At 66.9% G+C, this 22,749-nt stretch carries 19 protein-coding genes; 12 read left to right on the top strand and 7 right to left on the bottom strand.

Features of this window, described 5'->3' with window-relative positions; all coding sequences use genetic code 11:
• The first annotated feature begins 63 nt into the window (after positions 1-63).
• From AC3FMM_RS14140 to AC3FMM_RS14120, 5 genes are all read left to right on the top strand, one after another.
• A complete protein-coding gene (locus AC3FMM_RS14140) occupies positions 64-654 on the top strand; it encodes a YceI family protein (RefSeq protein ID WP_115710752.1) in 591 nt (196 codons plus the stop codon).
• Positions 655-1,006: 352 nt separating this feature from the next.
• A complete protein-coding gene (locus AC3FMM_RS14135; protein WP_115710750.1) occupies positions 1,007-2,398 on the top strand; it encodes a class I SAM-dependent methyltransferase in 1,392 nt (463 codons plus the stop codon).
• Positions 2,399-2,420: 22 nt separating this feature from the next.
• Positions 2,421-3,752, top strand: coding sequence for a sensor histidine kinase (locus AC3FMM_RS14130; protein WP_115710749.1), 1,332 nt, complete (start codon positions 2,421-2,423; stop codon positions 3,750-3,752).
• A 5-nt stretch (positions 3,753-3,757) separates the two neighbouring features.
• Complete coding sequence (locus AC3FMM_RS14125) at positions 3,758-4,897, top strand: ATP-binding protein (protein WP_488686845.1); 1,140 nt, start codon at positions 3,758-3,760, stop codon at positions 4,895-4,897.
• Positions 4,894-5,901, top strand: a complete 1,008-nt coding sequence (locus AC3FMM_RS14120) for a response regulator (protein WP_115681095.1) — start codon at positions 4,894-4,896, stop codon at positions 5,899-5,901. The genes AC3FMM_RS14125 and AC3FMM_RS14120 overlap by 4 nt, the downstream gene beginning before the upstream one ends.
• Positions 5,902-5,971: 70 nt before the next feature.
• Here the strand turns inward: AC3FMM_RS14120 and secF are convergent, their stop codons facing one another.
• The 5 genes from secF to queA form a co-directional block, all read right to left on the bottom strand.
• Positions 5,972-6,943 carry a protein translocase subunit SecF gene (gene secF / locus AC3FMM_RS14115; protein ID WP_115710745.1) on the bottom strand — a complete coding sequence of 324 codons (972 nt, stop codon included), beginning with the start codon at positions 6,941-6,943 and terminating at the stop codon, positions 5,972-5,974.
• A 41-nt stretch (positions 6,944-6,984) separates the two neighbouring features.
• Positions 6,985-8,856 carry a protein translocase subunit SecD gene (secD, locus tag AC3FMM_RS14110; RefSeq protein ID WP_115710744.1) on the bottom strand — a complete coding sequence of 624 codons (1,872 nt, stop codon included), beginning with the start codon at positions 8,854-8,856 and terminating at the stop codon, positions 6,985-6,987.
• Positions 8,857-9,065: 209 nt separating this feature from the next.
• Complete coding sequence (yajC, locus tag AC3FMM_RS14105) at positions 9,066-9,392, bottom strand: preprotein translocase subunit YajC (RefSeq protein ID WP_012353816.1); 327 nt, start codon at positions 9,390-9,392, stop codon at positions 9,066-9,068.
• Between the two features lie 191 nt (positions 9,393-9,583).
• Positions 9,584-10,714, bottom strand: coding sequence for a tRNA guanosine(34) transglycosylase Tgt (gene tgt / locus AC3FMM_RS14100; protein ID WP_116313044.1), 1,131 nt, complete (start codon positions 10,712-10,714; stop codon positions 9,584-9,586).
• A 16-nt stretch (positions 10,715-10,730) separates the two neighbouring features.
• Entirely contained in the window at positions 10,731-11,801 is a 1,071-nt protein-coding gene (gene queA / locus AC3FMM_RS14095) for a tRNA preQ1(34) S-adenosylmethionine ribosyltransferase-isomerase QueA (protein ID WP_115681091.1), read from the bottom strand.
• Between the two features lie 228 nt (positions 11,802-12,029).
• Here queA and recG point away from each other — a divergent pair, with 228 nt between their 5' ends.
• The 5 genes from recG (at position 12,030) to ubiA (ending at position 18,785) form a co-directional block, all read left to right on the top strand.
• Positions 12,030-14,222 carry an ATP-dependent DNA helicase RecG gene (gene recG / locus AC3FMM_RS14090; protein ID WP_488686844.1) on the top strand — a complete coding sequence of 731 codons (2,193 nt, stop codon included), beginning with the start codon at positions 12,030-12,032 and terminating at the stop codon, positions 14,220-14,222.
• 121 nt (positions 14,223-14,343) lie between these two features.
• Positions 14,344-15,294, top strand: coding sequence for a LysR substrate-binding domain-containing protein (locus AC3FMM_RS14085; protein ID WP_115681089.1), 951 nt, complete (start codon positions 14,344-14,346; stop codon positions 15,292-15,294).
• Between the two features lie 406 nt (positions 15,295-15,700).
• Positions 15,701-17,143: a catalase gene (locus AC3FMM_RS14080; protein ID WP_116313043.1), complete on the top strand. Its 1,443-nt coding sequence runs from the start codon at positions 15,701-15,703 to the stop codon at positions 17,141-17,143.
• Between the two features lie 157 nt (positions 17,144-17,300).
• Positions 17,301-17,786: a Dps family protein gene (locus AC3FMM_RS14075; protein ID WP_092306463.1), complete on the top strand. Its 486-nt coding sequence runs from the start codon at positions 17,301-17,303 to the stop codon at positions 17,784-17,786.
• A gap of 141 nt (positions 17,787-17,927) precedes the next feature.
• Entirely contained in the window at positions 17,928-18,785 is an 858-nt protein-coding gene (ubiA, locus tag AC3FMM_RS14070; RefSeq protein ID WP_116313042.1) for a 4-hydroxybenzoate octaprenyltransferase, read from the top strand.
• A 76-nt stretch (positions 18,786-18,861) separates the two neighbouring features.
• Here the strand turns inward: ubiA and proC are convergent, their stop codons facing one another.
• Entirely contained in the window at positions 18,862-19,698 is an 837-nt protein-coding gene (gene proC / locus AC3FMM_RS14065) for a pyrroline-5-carboxylate reductase (protein ID WP_116313041.1), read from the bottom strand.
• A gap of 43 nt (positions 19,699-19,741) precedes the next feature.
• Positions 19,742-20,431, bottom strand: a complete 690-nt coding sequence (locus AC3FMM_RS14060) for a YggS family pyridoxal phosphate-dependent enzyme (protein ID WP_115710731.1) — start codon at positions 20,429-20,431, stop codon at positions 19,742-19,744.
• A 66-nt stretch (positions 20,432-20,497) separates the two neighbouring features.
• Between AC3FMM_RS14060 and AC3FMM_RS14055 the strand changes: the two genes are divergently transcribed.
• Both AC3FMM_RS14055 and AC3FMM_RS14050 read left to right on the top strand, forming a co-directional pair.
• Positions 20,498-21,541 (top strand): type IV pilus twitching motility protein PilT, encoded by a 1,044-nt coding sequence (locus tag AC3FMM_RS14055; RefSeq protein WP_115681084.1) that lies wholly within the window; start codon positions 20,498-20,500, stop codon positions 21,539-21,541.
• A 43-nt stretch (positions 21,542-21,584) separates the two neighbouring features.
• The gene (locus AC3FMM_RS14050) at positions 21,585-22,724 is read left to right on the top strand and encodes a PilT/PilU family type 4a pilus ATPase (RefSeq protein ID WP_473702995.1); all 1,140 of its coding nucleotides are present in this window, start codon (positions 21,585-21,587) and stop codon (positions 22,722-22,724) included.
• The last annotated feature ends 25 nt before the right edge of the window (positions 22,725-22,749 follow it).

Raw genomic sequence — 22,749 nt, 5'->3', positions numbered from 1 at the left:
GCTGACGTACCCCAGGACTTACCTGAACCGCTCCATCCCAACCCTGATTTGTCGGGAGACACCATGAAACTGCGTTCCCTCGTTGCCGCCGTCGCGGCCGTTTCCGCAACCGCCGCCTTCGGCGTGGCTTCGGCCAACACCGTGACGTACAACCTCGATCCGACCCATACCTATCCCAGCTTCGAGGCCGACCACCTGGGCGGCCTGTCGACCTGGCGCGGCAAGTTCGACAAGTCCAGCGGCGTGGTGACGCTGGACCGCGCCGCCAAGGCGGGCTCGGTCGAGGTCAACATCGACCCGGCTTCGATCGATTTCGGCAATGCCAAGCTGAACCAGCACGCCAAGGGCCCTGACATGTTCGACGTGCAAGCCTTCCCCGAGGCCACCTACAAGGGCAAGTTCACCAAGTTCAAGGGCGACGTGCCGACCGAGGTCGACGGCGTGCTGACGCTGCGCGGCGTATCCAAGCCGGTCAAGCTTGAAATCCGCGAATTCAAGTGCATCCAGCACCCGATGCTCAAGCGCGAAGCCTGCGGCGCCGACGCCGTGGGTCATTTCAACCGGGCCGATTTCGGCCTGGACTATGGCGTCAAGATGGGCTTCAAGCCCGAGGTCAAGCTTGCCATCCAGGTGGAAGGCGTGCGCGCAGACTGAGCGCGCGGCCCGCTGCGGCGGGCAAGACCGTAGTCAAGGCCGGCTCATGCCGGCCTTTTTTTGTTGTATTGCACCATGCGGGGGGGCCGCCACGGCACTTTGTTGTGCGAGTTGCGACGGGCACAGTACAATGGCCCGCGGCAATCCACCATGATCCGGGGTATTGCGACTCCTGCCACGGCGGGGGGCAGCCATGCCCGCAACTGGCCAGAGCGCATCACTATGAGCATTCGCTGCATGTCCCGATACCGGTAGCCGTTCCCGCGACCCCCTCGCCCCTCATGCTGTACCCGGCCGTTCTGCCCTGGCTGTATGGCCCGCAGCGTTTCCCGGTTTTCCCTGGCGCTATACCGTGTACTCCAAAACGCAAATCGATCCGGTAGTTAGTTTCCGCAACTCGCAGGGCGAGCAGGTGCGGGGCACGATCATCAATCTCCAGAGGAAATCTCTGGTGATGGAAATCTACAACCCGTATTCGATCGTGCAGGTCAGCGAGGTGCTGAGCGAGCTCAGCGTCCGCATGGGCGCCAAGAATGCCTATCTCGGCAAGGCCGTGGTGATGAGCCTGGTGAACACCGGCCTGACCGCGGTGGTTTCGCTGACGCTGATCGACGAGTGGCGCGAGCTGTCCGATCTCAACAACGAGCCCAAGTCGGTCGCGCGCGAAGCCGAGCTGTTCGTGCAGGATTGGGACACGCGTTTCAACATCCGGCGCGACTACCAGATCGTGGTCAACGAGATGCGCGCCTTCCTGTCCGAAGTGTCGCGCTGGGTCGAGCAGGTCGACCTGACCGAGTCGCTGCCCAAGACCGAAGGCAAGCTGCGCGAGGACGTCTTCTACGAGCTGGCCACGCCGATCATGGCCAAGACCAAGACCTACCTGGACTGGCTCGAGGGCGAGGCCCAGCGCGTGGACGCCGAAATCGCCCCGGTGCACCGCACCTACGCGCAGTCGGCGCTGCATCCCTTGCTGCTGCGCGCGCCGTTCGTCTACCGCACCTTCACCAAGCCGCTCGGCTATGCCGGCGACTACGAAATGGTGAACCAGATCCTGGGCGATCCGCAACAAGGCCCGACCACCTACTTCCAGATCGTCAATACCGCCTTCCTGAAGGCGGCGGTGGCAACCGCGCACCGCAATCGCATCGACCTGCTGATCGATTTCCTCACGCGCCAGGCCGAACGCGCGCGCGCCGCCGGGCGGCCGTTCCGCGTGCTCAATGTCGGATGCGGCCCGGCCTTCGAAATCCAGCGCTTCGTGCGCGAATACCCGAACCCGGAGCTGCTGTCGTTCCAGCTGGTCGATTTCAGCGAAGAGACGCTGGAATACACGCACAAGTCGATCGAGCGCTCGGCCAGCAGCGTCGGCAACAAGTTTGCCGTCGAGATGGTGCACCAGTCGGTGCACGAACTGCTCAAGCGGCGCATCTCGCCGGACGATGCCGCCGCGCGCGAGTTCGACGCGGTCTATTGCGCCGGCCTGTTCGACTACCTTTCGGACAAGGTCTGCGCCCGGCTGCTGTCGTACTTTGCCTCGCGCTCGCGCCCCGGCGGCCAGATCCTGGTGACCAACGTCCATGCCGACAATCCGGAGAAATTCGGCATGGAGCACCTGCTCGAGTGGTACCTGATCTATCGCGACGATGCGGGCATGGCGCAACTGCTGCCCGAACACTCGCATTCGCACCGCGTCTACGTCGACAGCACCGGGGTCAACGTATTCGCGGAAGCCACCATTGACTGAGGCTGTCCTCGCGGGTCACGCCATGAGCACCAACCAACTCTACGCCGGCTACCAGTCCGAACTGGTCGACTTCCGTCTGGCCTTCAGCCGCGGCGGCGCCTATACCGCGATCGTGCTGGTCCTGCTCGGCGTCGGGCTCGACTACGGACAGTATCCGCAGCAGCAGTTTCCCTTTGCGGTGGCACGCGTAGTGGTGTCGATGCTGATCGCCGGCGTCGTGGTGGTCCTGTACAGTGCCGCCGGCCGCCGCTTCGCGCCCTGGCTGACGCTCACCTGGCTGTTGTTGCCGCAGATCATGATCGCCTGGATGATCTCGCAGACCGAAGGGGTGCATTCGCCGTACTACGTCGGGCTGAACCTGGCCATCTTCGCATCAGGCATCGCGCTGCCGTTCGGGCTGTGGCAGAACCTGGTGTTCGGCGTGCTTTCCTACCTGCTGTATGTGCTCGCCTGCCTGTTTCACCCCGGCGGCATCGAGCCGCTCGGCACCTTTATCGTCAATTCGCTGTTCCTGTTGTTTGCCGCCGCCGCCAGCGCGGTCTACACCTATTTCAACGAGCGCGCGCGCTTTATGCTGTTCCGCCTGAAGGCGGAGGTGGCCGAGAAGAACGCCGAGCTCGAGGTCATCAACCGCAAGCTGGTCGACATCAAGGGCCAGATGCTGCAGCAGGAAAAAATGGCTGCGATCGGTACCCTGGCCGCAGGTCTGTTGCATGAGGTCAACAATCCGGTGAACTTCTGCCTGATGGCGATCGAGGTGGCGATGGAAGAGCCCCAGGCCAAGGAAAGCGAGTCGGTGACTGAATGCCTGGTGGATGCCAAGCAGGGGATGCAGCGCATCCAGCATATCGTCTCCGACCTGAAGACCTTCGCCTACCGCAAGCCGGGCGCGGAGGTGGAAGGCACGCCGTTCATGTTCGAAAAGGCGCTGGATTCCTCGATCCGCCTGACCGCGCATGAATTGCGCGGCGTCAAGGTCACGCGCGAGTTGCCTGCGGATACGCTGGTGCTGGGCGACGAAGCCGCCATCATCGGCGTGCTGATCAACCTGTTCTCCAATGCGGCGCTGGCCATGCGCAAGGCCGGCACCACCGCCCCCGCGATCCATACCACGGTGCGCTGGGCCGAAGGCCGATTGCACGTGACCGTGCGCGACAACGGGCCCGGCATCGCGCCGGAGCACCTGGCGCGGGTGTTCGAGCCGTTCTTCACCACCCGTGAAGTCGGGCAGGGCCTGGGCCTGGGGCTGTCGATCAGCTATGCCGTGATCGAGCGCCACGGCGGCCAGCTGTTTGCCGAAAGCGAGCTCGGCCAGTGGGCTGCGTTCAGCTTCGACCTGCCTCGCGCGGAGTAAGTCGCATGAGCGAACTCCAGCAAGCCCGGCCCAATGTCGTCCTCTATGTCGACGACGAAGACATGGCGCGCAAGTACTTTGCGCGCGCGGTCGGCAGCGAGTATGAGGTCCTGCTTGCCGCCGGCGCCGACGAGGCGATGGCGACGCTGCGCGCAGAGGGCGGGCGGATCGCGATCCTGGTCACCGATTTCCGCATGCCCGGCCGCGACGGGGGCGACCTGCTGCGCGAGGTCGCCCAGGCCTATCCGCAGATCGTGCGCATCCTGGTGACGGCCTACGCCGACAAGGACATGCTGTTGCAAACGGTCAACAGCGGCGAAGTCTTCCGCATCCTGGAAAAGCCCCTGAGTGTCGGCGACGTGCGCCAGGTGCTGCACCTGGCCGGCGAGCGCCACCTGGAGCGCGCGTTGCGCCAGCACCGCCTGATGGCGATCGACGAAACCCTGGCCTTCCTGGCGCATGAACTGAACACGCCGCTGGCCGCCATTGCCAACTTCGCGCGCGGCATCGAAAGCCGCGTCCAGGCCGACTACAGCGAGCAGCGGCAAGGCGAGATCGGGCAGGCCGCGGGCGCCATGTACGACAACGCGCAGTATTGCCTGGCGGTGCTGTCGTCGTTCCTGGAGTCGGTGCGCAACAGCGCGGGAGTCAGCAAGACGCCGGCGGCCGACGCCGGCACCGAGGTCAGTGCGGGCGCGCTGGTGGCGTCGCTGCTGGATACGTATCCGTTCACCGGCGGGCAGCGCCAGTGGGTCGACGTCGACATGCAGGGCGATTTCCCCGTGCAGACGCTGCCCAACTGCGTCGCGCTGGTGCTGTCGTCGGTGATGAGCAACGCACTGCGCGCGCTCGCGGGCGTGGACCAGCCGTCCCTGCGCTTCGTGGTGACAACCCAGCCCAACCAGGAAATCCGCATCTGCGACAACGGCCCCGGCATCCCGCCAGAGGTGATGGGGCGGCTGCTGGTCGATCCGGTCACTACCCACGCCAGCGCTGGCGGCAGTGGCCTCGGCATGATTTTCTGCAACCGCGTCATGCAGTCCTTCGGCGGCGGCATCCGGATCGCCTCCGCTCCCGGTGCCGGGACCACAGTGACGCTGGACTTTCCAAATTTCAGGAATCGAATGATTAGGAGTGACCGATGAGCGAACCGATTGCCACCCAGGCACCACCCCCGGCGATTCTGTTCGTCGATGACGAGGCGACCGCCGTCAAATACTTCCAGCGGGCCATCGGCGCGCTGGCGCCGGTGGTGACTGGCGGTTCGGTGGAGGAGGGCAAGACGCTGCTGGACGCTCACGCCGACAGCCTGGCCGTGCTGGTCTCGGACCAGCGCATGCCGGGCGAGTACGGCAACGAACTGCTGCGCTACGCGCGCGAGCGCTACCCGCATATCGTGCGCATCCTGACCACCGCGTACTCGGAACTCGACCAGACCGTCGAGGCGGTGAACCAGGGGCAGATCCACCGCTATATCAAGAAGCCGTGGGATATCACCGCGCTGCGCATGGAACTCAAGCAGGCGCTGGAAATGTCCGGCCTGCGCAAGGAGCGGGACCAACTGGTGCGCGAGAAGCTGGCGGTGCTGCAGACCCAGACCGTGGCAACCCGCATCGGCATGCTGCACGCGCTGTGCGCGAGCCTGATTGGCCCGGGCCATTTCCAGCCGGTGGAGACTTACCTGGCGGCGGTCGACCTGGCGGGGGCCCGCAACGCCGAGCCGGACTGGCAGCGCATGGACTATGCCGACCTGGTTCGCGCCGAAGCCGAGCGCAGCGGTAGCTTCGGCCATGCCGTGGGCACACGCCTGGCCGGGCTGCGCAGCGCCAATGCGGGCCGGGGCGCTGCCGATGCCGCCGCCGTGGTTGCCGACGCGCTCGGCAGCGAGGTGGTGCGCCGCGACGGCGATACGGTGGTCTGGACCCAGCCGGCCGCGCTGGCCGAGTTCCTGGCCCAGCCCGTGGGCACGACGGTGTCGGCCCAGCATGCCGCCTGGCTGGCCAGCCTGCTGTGGCTGGAAGAAGCGGGCGGCGCGCTGAAGTTCGTCCGCGACGGCGACACCATCGTCTGCCGGGCCGCCCCGCGCAGCGAGGGCTTCGCTTCCGACCGCCTGGCCGCATGGATCGAGCGCTTCTCGATGCCGGCCTGAATGTTGCTGGCCAGGCCATGAAAAACGGCGCCCCGCGGGGCGCCGTTCTTTTTTTCCGGCCGGGCAGGGCTCAGGCCTGCGCGCCGTAGTTGGGGTCGTTGCGGTCGGTCGACTCGCCCTTCTTCTCGCCCTTGACCAGGTCCTCGCGCTTCACGCCCAGCCACATCGCCAGCGCCGCCGCGACGAACACCGACGAGTAGATGCCGAACAGGATGCCCACCGTCAGCGCCAGCGCGAAGTAGTGCAGCGTCGGGCCGCCGAAGAAGAACATCGACAGCACCATCATTTCGGTCGAGCCGTGGGTGATGATGGTGCGCGACATGGTGCTGGTGATGGCGTGGTCGATGACCTCGTGGGTGGTCATCTTGCGGTACTTGCGGAAGGCTTCGCGAATCCGGTCGAAGATCACCACCGATTCGTTAACCGAGTAGCCCAGCACGGCCAGGATCGCCGCCAGCACCGACAGCGAGAACTCCCACTGGAAGAAGGCGAAGAAGCCCAGGATGATGACGATGTCGTGCAGGTTGGCGATGATGCCCGCCACCGCGAACTTCCACTCGAAGCGGAACGACAGGTAGATCACGATGCCGGCCACCACGCACAGCAGCGCCAGCAGGCCGTCGGTGGCCAGCTCCTTGCCCACCTGCGGGCCGACGAACTCGACGCGCTGCAGCTTGACGTCAGGCGACGCCGCGGTGAGCGCGCCCATCACCTGCTCGCTCTGCTGGGCGGACGTCACGGGCTTGCCGTCCGCGCCCTTTTGCAGCGGCAGGCGGATCATCACGTCGCGCGAGGTGCCGAAGTTCTGCACCTGCACGTCGGTATAGCCAAGCTTGCCCACCTGGCCGCGGATCTTTTCCAGGTCGGCCGCCTGCTGGTAGCTGACCTCCATCACCGTGCCGCCGGTGAATTCGATCGACAGGTGCAGGCCCTTTTGCCAGAGGAAGAATACGGCCGCGGCAAACGTCAGGAAGGAGATCACGTTGAAGATCAACGCGTGCTTCATGAAGGGAATGTCGCGCCGGATGCGGAAGAATTCCATGTTGAATCCTGTTCTGTACTACGTGTTGTGCCGCGGGCCGCTTACTTGGCGACCGGCGTGTCGGTGGTATTGCCGGGCTTCCAGATCTGGCCGATGGCCACGCTCTGCAGCTTCTTCTTGCGGCCGTACCAGAGGTTGACCAGGCCGCGGTTGAAGAACACCGCCGAGAACATCGAGGTCAGGATGCCCAGGCAATGCACCACGGCAAAGCCGCGCACCGGGCCCGAACCAAACGCCAGCAGTGCCAGGCCGGCGATCAGCGTGGTCACGTTGGAGTCCAGGATGGTGGCCCAGGCGCGCTCGAAACCGACCGCGATCGCCATCTGCGGCGACGCGCCGGCGCGCAGTTCCTCGCGGATGCGCTCGTTGATCAGCACGTTGGCGTCGATGGCCATGCCCAGCACCAGCGCGATGGCGGCAATGCCCGGCAGCGTCAGCGTGGCCTGCAGCATCGACAGCACCGCGATCAGCAGCAGCAGGTTCACGCCCAGCGCGACCACCGAGAACACGCCGAACAGCATGTAGTACAGGATCATGAACACGCCGATGGCGGCAAAGCCATAGGCAACGGAGTCGAAGCCCTTCTCGATGTTGTCGGCACCCAGCGACGGGCCGATGGTGCGCTCTTCGATGATCTCCATCGGCGCGGCCAGCGAGCCGGCGCGCAGCAGCAGGGCCAGGTCGTTGGCGGCTTCGGTGGAGTAGGAGCCGGTGATCTGGAAGCTCGAGCCCAGTTCGGACTGGATCGTCGCCACCGTCAGCACTTCGCCCTTGCCCTTCTCGAACAGCACGATCGCCATCGGCTTCTTCAGGTTCTCGCGCGAGACATCGCGCAGCACGCGGCCGCCCTGGGCGTCGAGCTTGATGTTGACCGAAGGCTGCTGGTTCTGGTCGAAGCCGGCCGAGGCGCTTTCGATGCGGTCGCCGGTGAAGATGACCTGCTTCTTCAGCACCACCGGGGCGCCGTTGCCTTGCGTGAACAGCTCGCTGCCGAACGGGACCGGGTCGCCCGGGCGCGGGCTGCGCGGCGCGTCGTTGTCGACCAGGCGCGCTTCCAGCGTGGCGGTGCGGCCGATGATGTCCTTGGCCTTGGCGGTGTCCTGCACACCCGGCAGCTGCACCACGATGCGGTCGGCGCCTTGCTGCTGGATCACCGGCTCGGCCACGCCGAGCTCGTTGACGCGGTTATGCAGCGTGGTGATGTTCTGCTTGACCGCGGCGTCCTGCACGGCCCGGCGGGCGGCCTCGGTGAAGGTGCCGACGATGTTGTTGCCGTCCATGGCGAAGGCCACTTCGCGCAGGTTGTCGGCCAGCAGCGCGCGCGCGCGGCTGGCGTCGTCGGCGTTGTTGAAGCGCACCGTCAGGCGCTCGCCGTCGCGGTCGATGCCGCCGTGGCGGATGTTCTTGTCGCGCAGCAGGGTGCGCGCGTCGCCGGCCAGGCTGTCGAGCTTCTTGTCGACGGCACCCTTCATGTCGACCTGCAGCAGGAAGTGCACGCCGCCGCGCAGGTCCAGGCCCAGGTACATCGGCAGCGCGTGCAGCGAGGTCAGCCAGCGCGGCGAGCCCGACAGCAGGTTCAGCGCGACCACGTAGGCGGGATCGGCCGCGTCCGGGTTCAGCGTGCGCGACAGCACGTCCTTGGCCTTGAGCTGCTCGTCGGTGGTGCGGAAGCGCGCCTTGACCGAGCCCGACTGGCCGGAGATGTCGAAGAAGACGCCGTCGGGCTGCAGCTGGTTCTGCGCCAGGATCTCTTCGACCTGCTTCTGCATCGACAGGTCGACCTTGACCGTGGCCTTGCCCGAGGACACCTGCACGGCAGGCGCCTCGCCGAAGAAGTTCGGCAAGGTGTAGATGATGCCGATGGCCAGGGCCACCAGGATCACGAGGTATTTCCAAAGCGGATAACGATTCATCTCGGGCCAGTCATTCAGCGGTTGGCGGGGCCGGCGCAGGCGTGGCGCGCCACGTCGGCGGGGCCGAACCGGTTTGGCAAACAGCCGCCTGGCAGCCGCGGAGCGAAGCCGCGCGGGCTTCGTCGGGCTGGATCAGGCGGCTGCCGGGGCATGCGCGAACGGGCATGCCGGAAAAGACAAAGGCGGGAGTCGCGCGCGCGATCCTGGGATCAGAGCGCCTTCAGCGAGCCCTTGGGCAGCACCGTGGTCACGGCATTCTTCTGCACCGTGATCTCGGTGCCTTCGGCGATTTCCAGGCTGACGTACTGGTCGGTGACCTTGGTCACGCGGCCCAGGATGCCGCCGGCGGTGACGACTTCGTCGTTCTTGGCCAGCGCTTCGAGCATTGCCTTGGCTTCTTTCTGGCGCTTCATCTGCGGGCGGATCATGATGAACCACAGCACACCAAACATCAGGATGATGGGCAGGAAGCTCATCAGGCCGCCAGCCGCGCCGCCGGCACCGGCGGTCTGGGCAAATGCGTTAGAAATCAGCACGTTGATTCTCCGTCACAAAAGTCAGTCAATTAATCGAACATTCTACCATTCGCACCCAGCCCGCCCTTGGCATTCTAGGGCGGAATACGGGTTTGTTCGGGGTGCGTTGGGGGCAACTTGGGCGGCGGACGCCGCGCCTTGACCGGCTATTCGACCGCGGGCGGCGGGAAAGTTCGCGCCGCCCGGGGTTGTCACTGCGTGCCGCGCGCGCGGTCGGCGGCAAACTGGCGGCGGAAGTCGGCAAAGCGGTGCTGCTCGATCGCCTCGCGCACCTCGCGCATCAGCTGCAGGTAGTAGTGCAGGTTGTGGATGGTGTTCAGGCGCGCGCCCAGGATCTCGCCCACGCGGTGCAGGTGGTGCAGGTAGGCGCGCGAGAAATTGCGGCAGGTGTAGCAGGCGCAGCTCTCGTCGAGCGGGCGCGGGTCGTTGCGGTGCGCGGCGTTCTTGATCTTGACGTCGCCGTAGCGGGTGAAGAGCCAGCCGTTGCGCGCGTTGCGGGTCGGCATCACGCAGTCGAACATGTCGACCCCGGCGGCGACGCCGGCGACCAGGTCCTCGGGCGTGCCCACGCCCATCAGGTAGTGCGGCTTGTTGGCCGGCAGGCGCGGCGCCACGTGTTCCAGCACGCGCATCATGTCTTCCTTGGGCTCGCCCACCGACAGCCCGCCGATGGCGAAGCCGTGGAAGTCCAGTTCCGACAGTCCCGCCAGCGACTCGTCGCGCAGGTCTTCGTACATGCCGCCCTGGACGATGCCGAACAGCGCGTTCGGGTTGGCCAGCCGCTCGAACTCGTCGCGCGAGCGCCTGGCCCAGCGCAGGCTCATGCGCATCGACTTGGCGGCTTCCTCGTGCGTGGCGGGGCGGCCGTCGATCTCGTACGGCGTGCATTCGTCGAACTGCATGACGATGTCGGAATTCAGCGTGCGCTGGATCTGCATCGAGATCTCGGGCGACAGGAAGAGCTTGTCGCCGTTGACCGGCGAGGCAAAGGTGACGCCATCTTCGGTGATCTTGCGCAGGTCCCCCAGCGAAAACACCTGGAAGCCGCCGGAGTCGGTCAGGATCGGCTTGTCCCAGCCGATAAAGCGGTGCAGGCCGTCATGGGCGTTGACCACCTCCAGCCCCGGCCGCAGCCACAGGTGGAAAGTGTTGCCCAGGATGATCTGCGCGCCGATCTCGTTCAGTTCCAGCGGCGACATCGCCTTGACCGAGCCATAGGTGCCCACCGGCATGAAGATCGGCGTTTCGACCACGCCGTGGTTCAGCGTGACGCGGCCGCGGCGGGCGTTGCCGTCGGTGGTGATGAGTTCGAAGTTGAGCATGGCGAATAGTCTGAAATCAGGCCGCGGCGGCGGCGTCCGGCTGCCGGGTCAGCAGCATGGCGTCTCCGTAGCTGAAGAATCGGTAGCGCTGCTCGACCGCATGGCGGTAGGCGGCGCGGATGGCCTGCACTCCGGCCAGCGCCGACACCAGCATCAGCAGCGTCGACTTGGGCAGGTGGAAGTTGGTGATCAGTGCGTCGACCAGGCGGAAGCGGTAGCCGGGCGTGATGAAGATATCGGTGTCGCCGCTGCCGGCGGCGAGCGTCCCGCCGGGCTGCGCGGCCGACTCCAGCGCCCGCAGCGAGGTGGTGCCGACCGCGATCACGCGGCCGCCGCGTGCCCGGGTGTCGCGCACCGCCTGTGCCAGGTCTTCGGAGATCGCGTACCACTCCGAATGCATCTTGTGCTCGGCCAGGTTCTCGGTGCGCACCGGCTGGAAGGTGCCGGCACCCACGTGCAGGGTCAGGAAGGCGCGGCGCACGCCGGCGGCATCGAGGCGGGCGAACAGCGCGTCGTCGAAATGCAGCCCGGCGGTGGGCGCGGCAACCGCGCCGGGGCTGCGCGCGTAGACGGTCTGGTAGCGGGTCTCGTCGTAGGCGTCGGGGTCGTGCGTGATATACGGCGGCAGCGGCAGGCGGCCGTAGCGTTCGATCAGGTCCAGCGCCGGCTCGGGGAAGCGCAGCGTAAAGAACTGGTCCACCCGCGGGCCCACGGTCACGGCAAAGGCATCATCGGCCAGGTGCAGGGCGCTGCCTTCGGCCGGCGTCTTGGACGCGCGCACCTGGGCCAGCACGGTGTGGGTGTCGAGCACGCGTTCCACCAGCACCTCGACCTTGCCGCCGCTGGGCTTGTGGCCGAAGAAACGGGCCTTGATCACGCGGGTGTCGTTGAACACCAGCAGGTCGTCCGGACGCAGGTAATCGACGATGTCGCTGAAGGCGCGGTCGGCCATGCGCACTGCGTCGGCGGTGTCGCCGGGGGCGAGCCGCTCCACCACCAGCAGCCGGCTGGCGCTGCGGTCGGGCAGCGCGCTCTGGGCGATCAGTTCGGGCGGCAGCGGAAAGTCGAAATCGGAAAGCGTCAACATCGTGGGGGGGCGGTCTGCGCGGTCTGCAGGCTGTGGCGGAGGCGGGCGCCGGGCACGGCGCGTCACTCCGCTGCCCGGATTGGCAGCCGGCATGGGTACAATCGGCGAATCCGATATTGTAAGGCCACGGGCGCGCTTGCCGCCGCGCCGGGCGTGATACCCGCCATTCGCCGGCGCCGCGCCAGCCAGTCCAGAAGCCCGCAGCGACTGCTGCCAACTTATTCGCCGATGCCCGGAACCGCCGCCGAACCGATCCAGGACCCTGCCGACGCCAGCGATGCCAATGGCACGGCGGCGCCTGCGCGCGGCAAGGCGGGCGCGGCCAAGGGCAAGGCCGCGGGCTCGGGCGCATCCACGGCCGCCGCGCGGCTGGCCAAGCTGGGCCTGCGCCGCCCGGTCGACCTGGCGCTGCACCTGCCGATGCGCTACGAGGACGAGACCACGGTGGTGCCGATCGCCGAGGCCATCCACCGTGCCGGGCTCGGGCTGCCGGCCCAGGTGGAAGGCGAAGTCATCTCCAACGAAGTCACGTTCCGGCCGCGCCGCCAGCTGGTGGTGAAGCTTGCCGACGACAGCGGCGAGCTGACCCTGCGCTTCCTGAACTTCTACGGCAGCCAGACCAAGCAAATGGCCGAGGGCGTGCGCCTGCGCGTGCGCGGCGAGGTCCGTGGCGGTTTCTTCGGCGCCGAGATGGTCCATCCGACCGTGCGCCCGGTGCTGGCCGGCGAGGCGCTGCCAGACCGCCTGACGCCGGTGTACCCGTCCACCGCCGGCATTCCGCAGGCCTACCTGCGCAAGGCCATCGGCGGCGCGCTCGCGCGCACCCCCTTGCCCGAGACGCTGCCCCAACCGGTGCTGCAGGGGCCGCTGGCGCGCCTGCAGTTGCGTGCGCTGGCCGACTGCCTGCGGCTGCTGCACGCGCCGCCGCCGCAGGAGAGCGAGGCCGCGCTGGCCGACCGCTCGCACCCGGCCTGGCAGCGCGTCAAGTTCGACGAACTGCTGGCGCAGCAGATCTCGCTGCGGCGCGCGCACGCGGCGCGCCGCGACAAGACCGCGCCGACCATGCCGCGCCGCGAGGGCGGGCTGCTGACGCGCTTCCTGGCCGCCTTGCCGTTCCGGCTGACCGGCGCGCAGCAGCGCGTGGTCGGCGAAATCGCCGCCGACATGACCCTGCCGCACCCGATGCACCGGCTGCTGCAGGGCGACGTGGGCAGCGGCAAGACCATCGTCGCCGCGCTGGCCGCGTGCCAGGCCATCGATGCCGGCTTCCAGGCGGCGCTGATGGCGCCGACCGAGATCCTGGCCGAGCAGCATTTCCGCAAGCTGTCGGCGTGGCTGGAGCCGCTGGGTGTGCCGGTGGTGTGGCTGGCCGGCAGCCAGAAGGCGCGCGACAAGCGCGCGGCGGTGGCGCGCGTGGAATCGGGCGAGGCGCAGCTGGTGATCGGCACCCATGCGCTGATCCAGGACACCGTGCGTTTTGCCAGGCTGGGGCTGTCGGTGGTCGACGAGCAGCACCGCTTCGGCGTGGCGCAGCGCCTGGCGCTGCGCGGCAAGGCCGGCGCCGCCGAGGCGCCCGCCGCGCCCGGCGGCGCCGAAACCGTGCCGCACCAGTTGATGATGTCGGCCACGCCGATCCCGCGCACGCTGGCCATGACCTACTACGCCGACCTCGACGTCTCGGTGATCGACGAGCTGCCGCCGGGGCGCACGCCCATCGTCACGCGCCTGGTCAACGACGAGCGCCGCGACGAGGTGATCGGGCGCATCCACCATGCCGCGGCCGAAGGCCGCCAGGTCTACTGGGTGTGCCCGCTGATCGAGGAAAGCGAGGCGCTGCAGCTGCAGACCGCGGTCGAGACCTACGAGACCCTGGTGGCGGCGCTGCCCGACCTGCGCGTGGGCCTGGTGCACGGGCGCCTGCCGCCGGCGGAGAAGGCCGCGGTAATGGATGACTTCAGCGCCAATCGCCTGCAGGTGCTGGTGGCCACCACCGTGATCGAGGTGGGCGTGGACGTGCCCAATGCCTCGCTGATGGTGATCGAGCATGCCGAGCGCTTCGGCCTGGCGCAGCTGCACCAGCTGCGCGGCCGGGTCGGGCGCGGCAGCGCCGAATCGGTCTGCCTGCTGATGTACCAGGCGCCGCTGTCGCCCACCGCGCGCGAGCGCCTGGCGACCATGCGCGAGACCACCGACGGCTTCGAGATCGCGCGGCGCGACCTGGAAATCCGCGGCCCGGGCGAATTCCTGGGCGCGCGCCAGTCCGGCGAGGCGATGTTGCGCTTTGCCGACCTGCAGACCGATGCCTGGCTGGTGGAGTACGCCCAGGCGGCGGCCGAGCTGATGCTTGCGCACTATCCGGAAGCGGTCGAAGCGCACCTGTCGCGCTGGCTGGGTGGGCGCGAGCACTACCTGAAGGCCTGATTGAAGTCTTGCTCGGCGGCTTTGTGCCTGAGCCGTCGCATACCGGCTCGCGTGAAGTGGGCACTCTGACAGATCCGGCAATCGAAGGTAAAATCTATCGCCTACCCGGATTTGATAAGTCATGACGCTCACTGAACTCAAGTACATCGTCGCCGTGGCGCGCGAGCGCCATTTCGGCCGGGCCGCGGAAGCCTGCTTCGTGTCGCAGCCGACGCTGTCGGTCGCCATCAAGAAGCTGGAAGACGAACTCAACGTGCAGATCTTCGAGCGCGGCACCTCCGAGGTGTCGGTGACGTCGGTCGGCGAGCAGATTGTGGCGCAGGCCCAGCGTGTGCTGGAGCAGACCATGGCCATCCGCGAGATCGCCAAGCAGGGCAAGGACCCGCTCGCGGGCCCGCTGCGCGTGGGCGTGATCTACACCATCGGGCCGTACCTGCTGCCGTCGCTGGTCAAGCAGATGATCGACACCGTGCCGCAGATGCCGCTGATGCTGCAGGAGAACTACACCCACAAGCTGATCGAGTTGCTCAAGCAGGGCGAGATCGACTGCGCGGTGATGGCCGAGCCGTTTCCCGATTCCGGCCTGACGGTGCGCCCGCTCTATGACGAACCCTTTGTCGTGGCCGTGCCGCGCGGCCACCAGCTGGCGCAGGTGCACGCGGTCGACCCCGAGGAGCTGAAGCAGCAGACCATGCTGCTGCTGGGCAGCGGCCACTGCTTCCGCGACCACGTGCTGGGTGTATGCCCCGAGTTGTCGCGTTTTTCGCAGGCGGCCGACGGCATCCAGAAGACCTTCGAGGGCTCGTCGCTCGAGACCATACGCCATATGGTGGCCAGCGGGGTCGGCATCACCGTGCTGCCGCGCACCTCGGTGCCCGACCTGAAAGCAAAGGGCGACATGCTGTCGTACGTGCCGTTTGCCGACCCCGTGCCCGACCGGCGCGTGGTGCTGGCCTGGCGCAAGAGCTTCACCCGCCTGCCGGCGATGGAAGCGCTGGCCAACGCCGTGGCCGCCTGCGACCTGCCAGGCGTGCGCAAGCTCGACGCCAAGGAACTGGCCGAAGCCGCCTGAGCGTCGCCTCGCAGGACCGGCCAGGCAACGGCCGCAGCGGAGACTCCGCTGCGGCCGTTGTCATTTCTGCTTCCCGAACCGGTCATGTCGCCGCGCTGTCTTGGGGTGGTCACCTGCCGCTGGCATAAGTTTCCCTAACCCCGAATAGATTTGACCTAATACATAGGTATAAATAATTAAATTCTCAACTTAATAGATAATTTGTAGACTGGTTCCTGTCGATGCGGATGGCGTCGACGCAAGACAGGAACCGATGATGAGCACCAGCGCCCAGTCACTGATAACGACACCAACCCAGCCCCGTTTTTCCCTCCGCATGGGGCGCTGCCTGCTCGATTGCCTGGCCTGCTATGCCGCTGCGCACTGACGCGGCATTCCCTTTCAGCCGACCCACAAAGAGGAAAAGATGAGCAAGAAGGACACTCTCACCACTGCCGCCGGCGCACCGGTCGCCGATAACCAGAACTCGCAGACCGCCGGCCCGCGCGGCCCGATGCTGCTGCAGGACGTCTGGTTCCTCGAAAAGCTGGCCCACTTCGACCGCGAAGTCATTCCCGAGCGCCGCGTGCACGCCAAGGGCTCCGGCGCCTACGGCACGCTGCGCATCACCCACGACATCACCCAGTACACCAAGGCCTCGGTGTTTGCCGAGGTCGGCAAGGAAACGCCGCTGTTCATCCGCTTCTCCACCGTTGCCGGCGAGCGCGGCGCGGCCGACGCCGAGCGCGACGTGCGCGGCTTCTCGATCAAGTTCTATACCGACGAAGGCAACTGGGACCTGGTCGGCAACAACACGCCGGTGTTCTTCGTGCGCGACCCGCTCAAGTTCCCCGACTTCATCCACACGCAGAAGCGCAACCCGCGCACCAACCTGCGCGACCCGATCGCGGTGTGGGACTTCTGGTCGCGCCACCCGGAATCGCTGCACCAGGTCACCATCCTGATGAGCGACCGCGGCCTGCCGCAGAACTACCGGCAGATGCACGGCTTCGGCTCGCACACGTACTCGTTCATCAACGCCAATAACGAGCGCTTCTACGTCAAGTTCCACTTCAAGTCGCAGCAGGGCGTGGAGAACTGGACCAACCAGGAAGCGGCCAAGGTGGTGGCCAACGACCGCGAGAGCGCCCAGCGCGACCTGTTCGACAATATCGAGCGCGGCAACTTCCCGCGCTGGAACCTGCGCGTTCAGGTCATGCCGGAGGCCGAGGCGGCCAGGTACCACATCAACCCGTTCGACCTGACCAAGGTCTGGCCGCACAAGGACTATCCGCTGATCGACGTGGGCGTGGTCGAGCTCAACCGCAACCCGGACAACTATTTTGCAGAGGTCGAGCAGGTGGCGATGAACCCGGCCAATATCGTGCCCGGCATCGGCTTCTCGCCCGACAAGATGCTGCAGGGGCGGCTGTTTTCGTATGGCGACACGCAGCGCTACCGCCTGGGCATCAACCACGCCCAGATCCCGGTCAATGCGCCGAAATGCCCGTTCCACAACAGCTTCCACCGTGACGGCGCGATGCGCGTGGACGGCAACCAGGGCGGCAAGCTCAACTACGAGCCCAACCGCGAAAGCGCCTACGCCGCCAGCGAGCGCGCAATCGAGCCGCCGCTGGCGCTGGACGGCGCCGCCGACCGCTGGGACCACCGCGTCGACACCGACTACTACAGCCAGCCCGGCGCGCTGTTCCGCCTGTTCGACGAGGGCCAGCGCCAGCGCCTGTTCGCCAATATCGCCGCGGCGATGCAGGGCGTGCCGGAGGCCATCGTGCGCGTGCAGCTGGAACACTTCAGCAAGGCCGACCCGGCCTACGGCGAGGGCGTGAAGCGCGCGCTCAACCTGCAATAAGCGCCCGCCCGGCAACGGCCCCCCGGCGCGGGGTTTGGCCGGGACCGTTGCCCGGTGCAATAATGCGGGGTACCGCGCCGCCCGGCCCCCGAATCGCCACGATTCGGCAAGCCCGGCGGCGCTCCTCGTGGCTATACCAGAACGGAGCGTATCTACCATGGCAAAGAAGAACGAGATGAGCGTGAATATCGGTATTTCCGACAAGGACCGCAAGAAGATCGCGGAAGGTCTGTCCAAGCTGCTGGCGGACACCTATACCCTCTACCTCAAGACCCACAACTTCCACTGGAACGTGACGGGTCCGATGTTCAATACGCTGCATCTGATGTTCGAGACCCAGTACAACGAGCTGGCGCTGGCCGTGGACTCGATCGCCGAGCGTATCCGCGCGCTGGGCTACCCGGCGCCGGGCACCTACAAGGAGTACGCGCGCCTGTCGTCGATCGCCGAGGAAGAGGGCGTGCCCGAGGCCACCGACATGATCCGCAAGCTGGTCGAAGGCCAGGAAGCCGTGGTGCGCACCGCGCGCTCGATCTTCCCGGTGATCGATGCCGCCGGCGACGAGCCCTCGGCCGACCTGCTGACCCAGCGCATGCAGACGCATGAAAAAACCGCGTGGATGCTGCGCTCGATGCTGGCCTGAGGCCTGCCTGGTCTCCTGGCGGCCGCGCCTGCGGCCGCTGGTACAGCGCGTCGCAGCCGTCCGGGCTGCGGCGCGTTTTCATTGAATCGCCCGCCCCGGATCCACGCCGTGCAGACCCTTTCGCCGTTGCCACCCACTCCCATGCTTGAACGCCTTGCCCTCTACGCGCGCCTGGTGCGCATCGACAAGCCCATCGGCACGCTGCTGCTGCTGTGGCCGACGCTGTGGGCCATGTGGATGGCGGCGGACGGGCCGCCGCGCTGGGCCCTGTTCTGGATCTTCGTCGCGGGCACCTTCCTGATGCGCTCGGCCGGCTGCGCCATCAACGACTGGGCCGACCGCGACTTCGACAAGCACGTCAAGCGCACGCGCGAGCGCCCGCTGACCGCCGGCAAGATCGCCGCATGGGAAGCGCTGGCGGTGGCCGCCGTGCTTGCGCTGGTGGCGTTTGCGCTGGTGCTGCCGCTCAACGCGCTGACCAAATGGCTGGCGGTGGTGGCCGCGGTGGTGGCGGGCACCTACCCGTTCTTCAAGCGCTTCTTTGCGATTCCGCAGGCCTACCTGGGGATCGCGTTCGGCTTCGGCATCCCGATGGCCTTCGCCGCGATCCAGGACCAGGTGCCGCCGGTGGCCTGGCTGATGCTGCTGGCCAATGTGTTCTGGGCGGTCGCGTATGACACCGCCTATGCCATGGTCGATCGAGACGACGACCTGCTGATCGGCATGAAGACCTCGGCCATCACCTTCGGGCGCTTCGATGTGGCGGCGATCATGCTGTGCTACGCCGCGTTCTTTGCGCTGATGGCATGGGCGGGCGTGCTGCTGGGCCTGGGCTGGCCGTACTGGGTGGGGCTGGTTGCGGCGATCGGCTGTGCCGGCTACCACTACACGCTGATCCGCGAGCGCGACCGGATGCGGTGCTTCGCGGCGTTCCGGCACAACAACTGGCTGGGGGCTTGCGTGTTTGCGGGGACGGCGCTGGCGTACGCGGTGCGGTGATTTGTACGCTGGCTGAGGGTTTGATCCCCTCTCCCGCAGGCGGGCGAGGGGAGCTTGCTGCGGGCGTCCTGGTACTTCAATCCTTGCCGAACTCCGCCCCCATTTCCTTGCCGCGCGCCGCGGCCGCGTGCATCGCGCGCACGAAGGCATCGGCGATGCCGGCGGCCTCCATCGAGGTCAGGGCCGCATAGGTGGTGCCCCCCTTCGAGGTCACGCGCTCGCGCAGCGTCGCCACCGGTTCGGGCGACTGCCCCGCCAGCGTGGCCGCGCCGCGGAAGGTCTCCACCGCGAGTTCGCGGCCCTGTTCGGCGCTGAGCCCCAGTTCGGTGGCGGCGCGCTGCATCGCCTCGATGAAATAGAACACATAGGCCGGGCCGCTGCCGGAAATCGCGGTGACGGCGTCGATCTGCTCATCGCCATCGACCCACACGCACTTGCCGACGGCCTCGGCCACGGCGCTGGCAATCGCGCGGTCTTCTGCCGACAGCGCGGCCGGTGCGGCCAGGCCCGTCATGCCCATGCCCGACAGCGCCGGCGTATTCGGCATCGCGCGCACCACGCGGTTGCGCCCGCCGAGCCAGCGCTGCATGTCCTGCAGCCGGATGCCGGCGGCCACGCTGATCACCAGGTTGCCCGGGCCCTCGCCCGGCAGGTGCGGCAGCAGCTGCGCCGCGGCGTCGCGGAACTGCTGCGGCTTGACCGCCAGCACCAGCACATCGCTGGCGCCGAAGGCGGCGTCCGGGGCCGCGGCCGCATGCACGCCGAGGTCGCGCGCCAGGCGCTGCTGCGCTTCCGGAAACGGGTCGACCACGCGGATCGCGCCGGCGGGCACGCCGCGCGCGATCAGGCCGCCGATCAGTGCGGAAGCCATGTTGCCGCCGCCAAGAAAGCCGAAGGTGAGGGTGTCGAGCATGAAGGTCTCTGGGGTCTGAAAGATTCCGGTCGGGGCGCGGACGTCAGCCGCGCGCGCCGAAGATGGCGGTGCCGATCCGCACCAGGGTGGCGCCCTCGGCGATGGCGGCCTCCATGTCGCCCGACATGCCCATCGACAGCGTGTCGAGCTGCAAGCCGTCGGCGCGCAGCGCCTGCAGCATGGCGCGCATGGCGGCGAACGGGCGCCGTTGCGCGGCGGGGTCGTGCGCGGGTTCGGGGATTGCCATCAACCCGCGCAGCCGCAGGTTGGGCAAGGCCGCGACCGCATGCGCCAGCGCGGGCACCTCGGCCGGGGCGACGCCGCTCTTGCTGGCTTCGCCGCTGATATTGACCTGGATGCAGACCTGCAACGGCGCCATGCCGGCAGGACGCTGGGCCGACAGCCGCTCGGCGATCCTGAGCCGCTCGATGGAGTGCACCCAGTCGAAATGTTCCGCCACCGGGCGCGTCTTGTTGCTTTGCAGCGGGCCGATGAAATGCCATTGCAGGTGGCCGCGCAGGTCGGCCAGCGCGGCGATCTTGTCGATACCTTCCTGGACGTAGTTCTCGCCGAATTCGCGCTGTCCGGCGGCGTATGCGGCCCTTATGCGGTCGGGGGAAACGGTCTTGGAAACGGCCAGCAGGGCGACGTCCGCGGGTTGCCTGCCGGCCTGTTGTGCTGCCGCCGCAATGCCCTGGCGTACGGCTTGCAAGTTGGCGGCAATCACAGACATAATCCGGCGAACATATATATAAGGTACGTCAAGTACCGATAACAATTCAGGGTGGGGTCATTATAGATGGACATCGCGCAGCTATTGGCTTTCGCCGTCAAGAACAAGGCGTCCGATCTTCATCTGTCCGCGGACATGCCGCCGATGGTGCGTATCCACGGCGACATGCGGCGCATCAACGTCGCCTCGATGACGCACAAGGATGTCCACGCCATGGTGTACGACATCATGAGCGACACCCAGCGCAAGGCCTACGAGGAACGCCTCGAAATCGATTTCTCGTTCGAGATCGCCGGCCTGTCGCGCTTCCGCGTCAATGCCTATAACACCCAGCGCGGCGCCGCCGCGGTGTTCCGTACCATTCCGTCCAAGGTGCTGACGCTGGAAGAGCTGCGCGCGCCGGCGGTGTTCGCCGACCTGTGCATGAAGCCGCGCGGGCTGGTGCTGGTGACGGGCCCCACCGGCTCGGGCAAGTCCACCACGCTGGCGGCGATGGTCGATCATCGCAATGAAAACGACATGGGCCACATCCTCACGGTGGAGGACCCGATCGAATTCGTGCACAGCTCCAAGAAGAGCCTGATCAACCAGCGCGAGCTGGGGCCGCATACGCATTCGTTTGCCAACGCCCTGCGCTCGGCGCTGCGTGAAGATCCGGACGTGATCCTGGTGGGCGAACTGCGCGACCTGGAAACCATCCGCCTGGCGCTGACCGCGGCCGAGACCGGCCATCTGGTCTTCGGCACGCTGCACACCAGCTCTGCGGCCAAGACCATCGACCGCGTGGTCGACGTGTTTCCGCCCGAAGAGAAGGACATGGTGCGCACCATGCTGTCGGAATCGCTTGAAGCGGTGATCTCGCAGACGCTGCTGAAGACCCGCGACGGCAACGGCCGCACCGCCGCGCACGAGATCATGATTGCCACGCCCGCGATCCGCCACCTGATTCGCGAGAACAAGATCGCGCAGATGTACTCGATGATGCAGACCAGCAGCGGGCTGGGCATGCAGACCCTGGACCAGTGCCTGTCGGACCTGATCAAGCGCAGCGTCATCAGCTACAGCGACGCGCGCGCGATTGCCAAGAACCCGGACGCGTTCATGGGCTGAGGCCCACCCTCCGCCTTCGCCCTTTCTCCAGCAGGACACCGCCATGCTCGACCGCGAATCCGCCGCCAAGTACATCAATGACCTGCTCGAGCTGATGGTCAGCAACCGCGGCTCGGACCTGTTCATCACGTCGGACTTCCCGCCGGCGATCAAGGTCGACGGCAAGATCACGCCGGTGTCGCAGCAGCCGCTGAACCCGACCCAGGCGCTGGGCCTGGTGCGCTCGGTGATGAACGAGCGCCAGGTGCAGGACTTCGATACCAGCCGCGAATGCAACTTTGCGATCAGCGCGCCCAAGGCCGGGCGCTTCCGCGTGTCGGCCTTCATCCAGCAGGGCAAGGCCGGCATGGTGGTGCGCACCATCAATACGCGCATTCCGTCGGTGGCCGACCTGGACCTGCCGCAGACGCTGCATGAGGTGGTGATGGCCAAGCGCGGGCTGGTGATCGTGACCGGGGCAACCGGCTCGGGCAAGTCGACCACGCTGGCGGCGATGCTGGACCACCGCAACGCCCACTCCTACGGCCACATCATCACCATCGAGGATCCGATCGAGTACGTGCACGCGCACCAGAACTGCATCGTCACGCAGCGCGAGGTCGGCATCGATACCGAGTCCTGGCACGTGGCGCTGAAGAACACGCTGCGCCAGGCCCCCGACGTGATCCTGATCGGCGAGATCCGCGACCGCGAGACCATGGAGTACGCGATGCAGTACGCCGAGACCGGGCACCTCTGCCTGGCCACGCTGCACGCCAACAACGCCAACCAGGCGATCGACCGCGTGGTCAACTTCTTCCCCGAGGAGAAGCGCCAGCAGCTGCTGATTGACCTGTCGCTGAACCTGAAGGCGATGATCTCGCAGCGCCTGCTGCCGCGCGCGGGCCGCAAGGGCCGGGTGCCGGCGGTGGAGATCATGATCGGCACGCCGCTGGTGGCCGACCTGATCTTCAAGGGCGAGATCCACGAGCTCAAGGAAGTCATCAAGAAATCGCGCGAGCAGGGCATGATCTCGTTCGACCAGGCGCTGTTCGACCTGTACGAGCAGGGCAAGATCACCTACGAAGATGCGCTGCGCAACGCCGATTCGCTCAACGACCTGCGCCTGATGATCAAGCTGCACAGCACCCACGCCAAGGACTCGGACCTGGGCGCGGGCACCGAACACCTCAACGTCATCTGAAGGCTGCGCCTTGCTGCGCATTGCC

Source organism: Cupriavidus sp. 207A1 (assembly GCF_057798955.1).
Note: the sequence above shows the minus strand (reverse complement) of the source record. Positions and strands in the feature narration are given on the sequence as shown.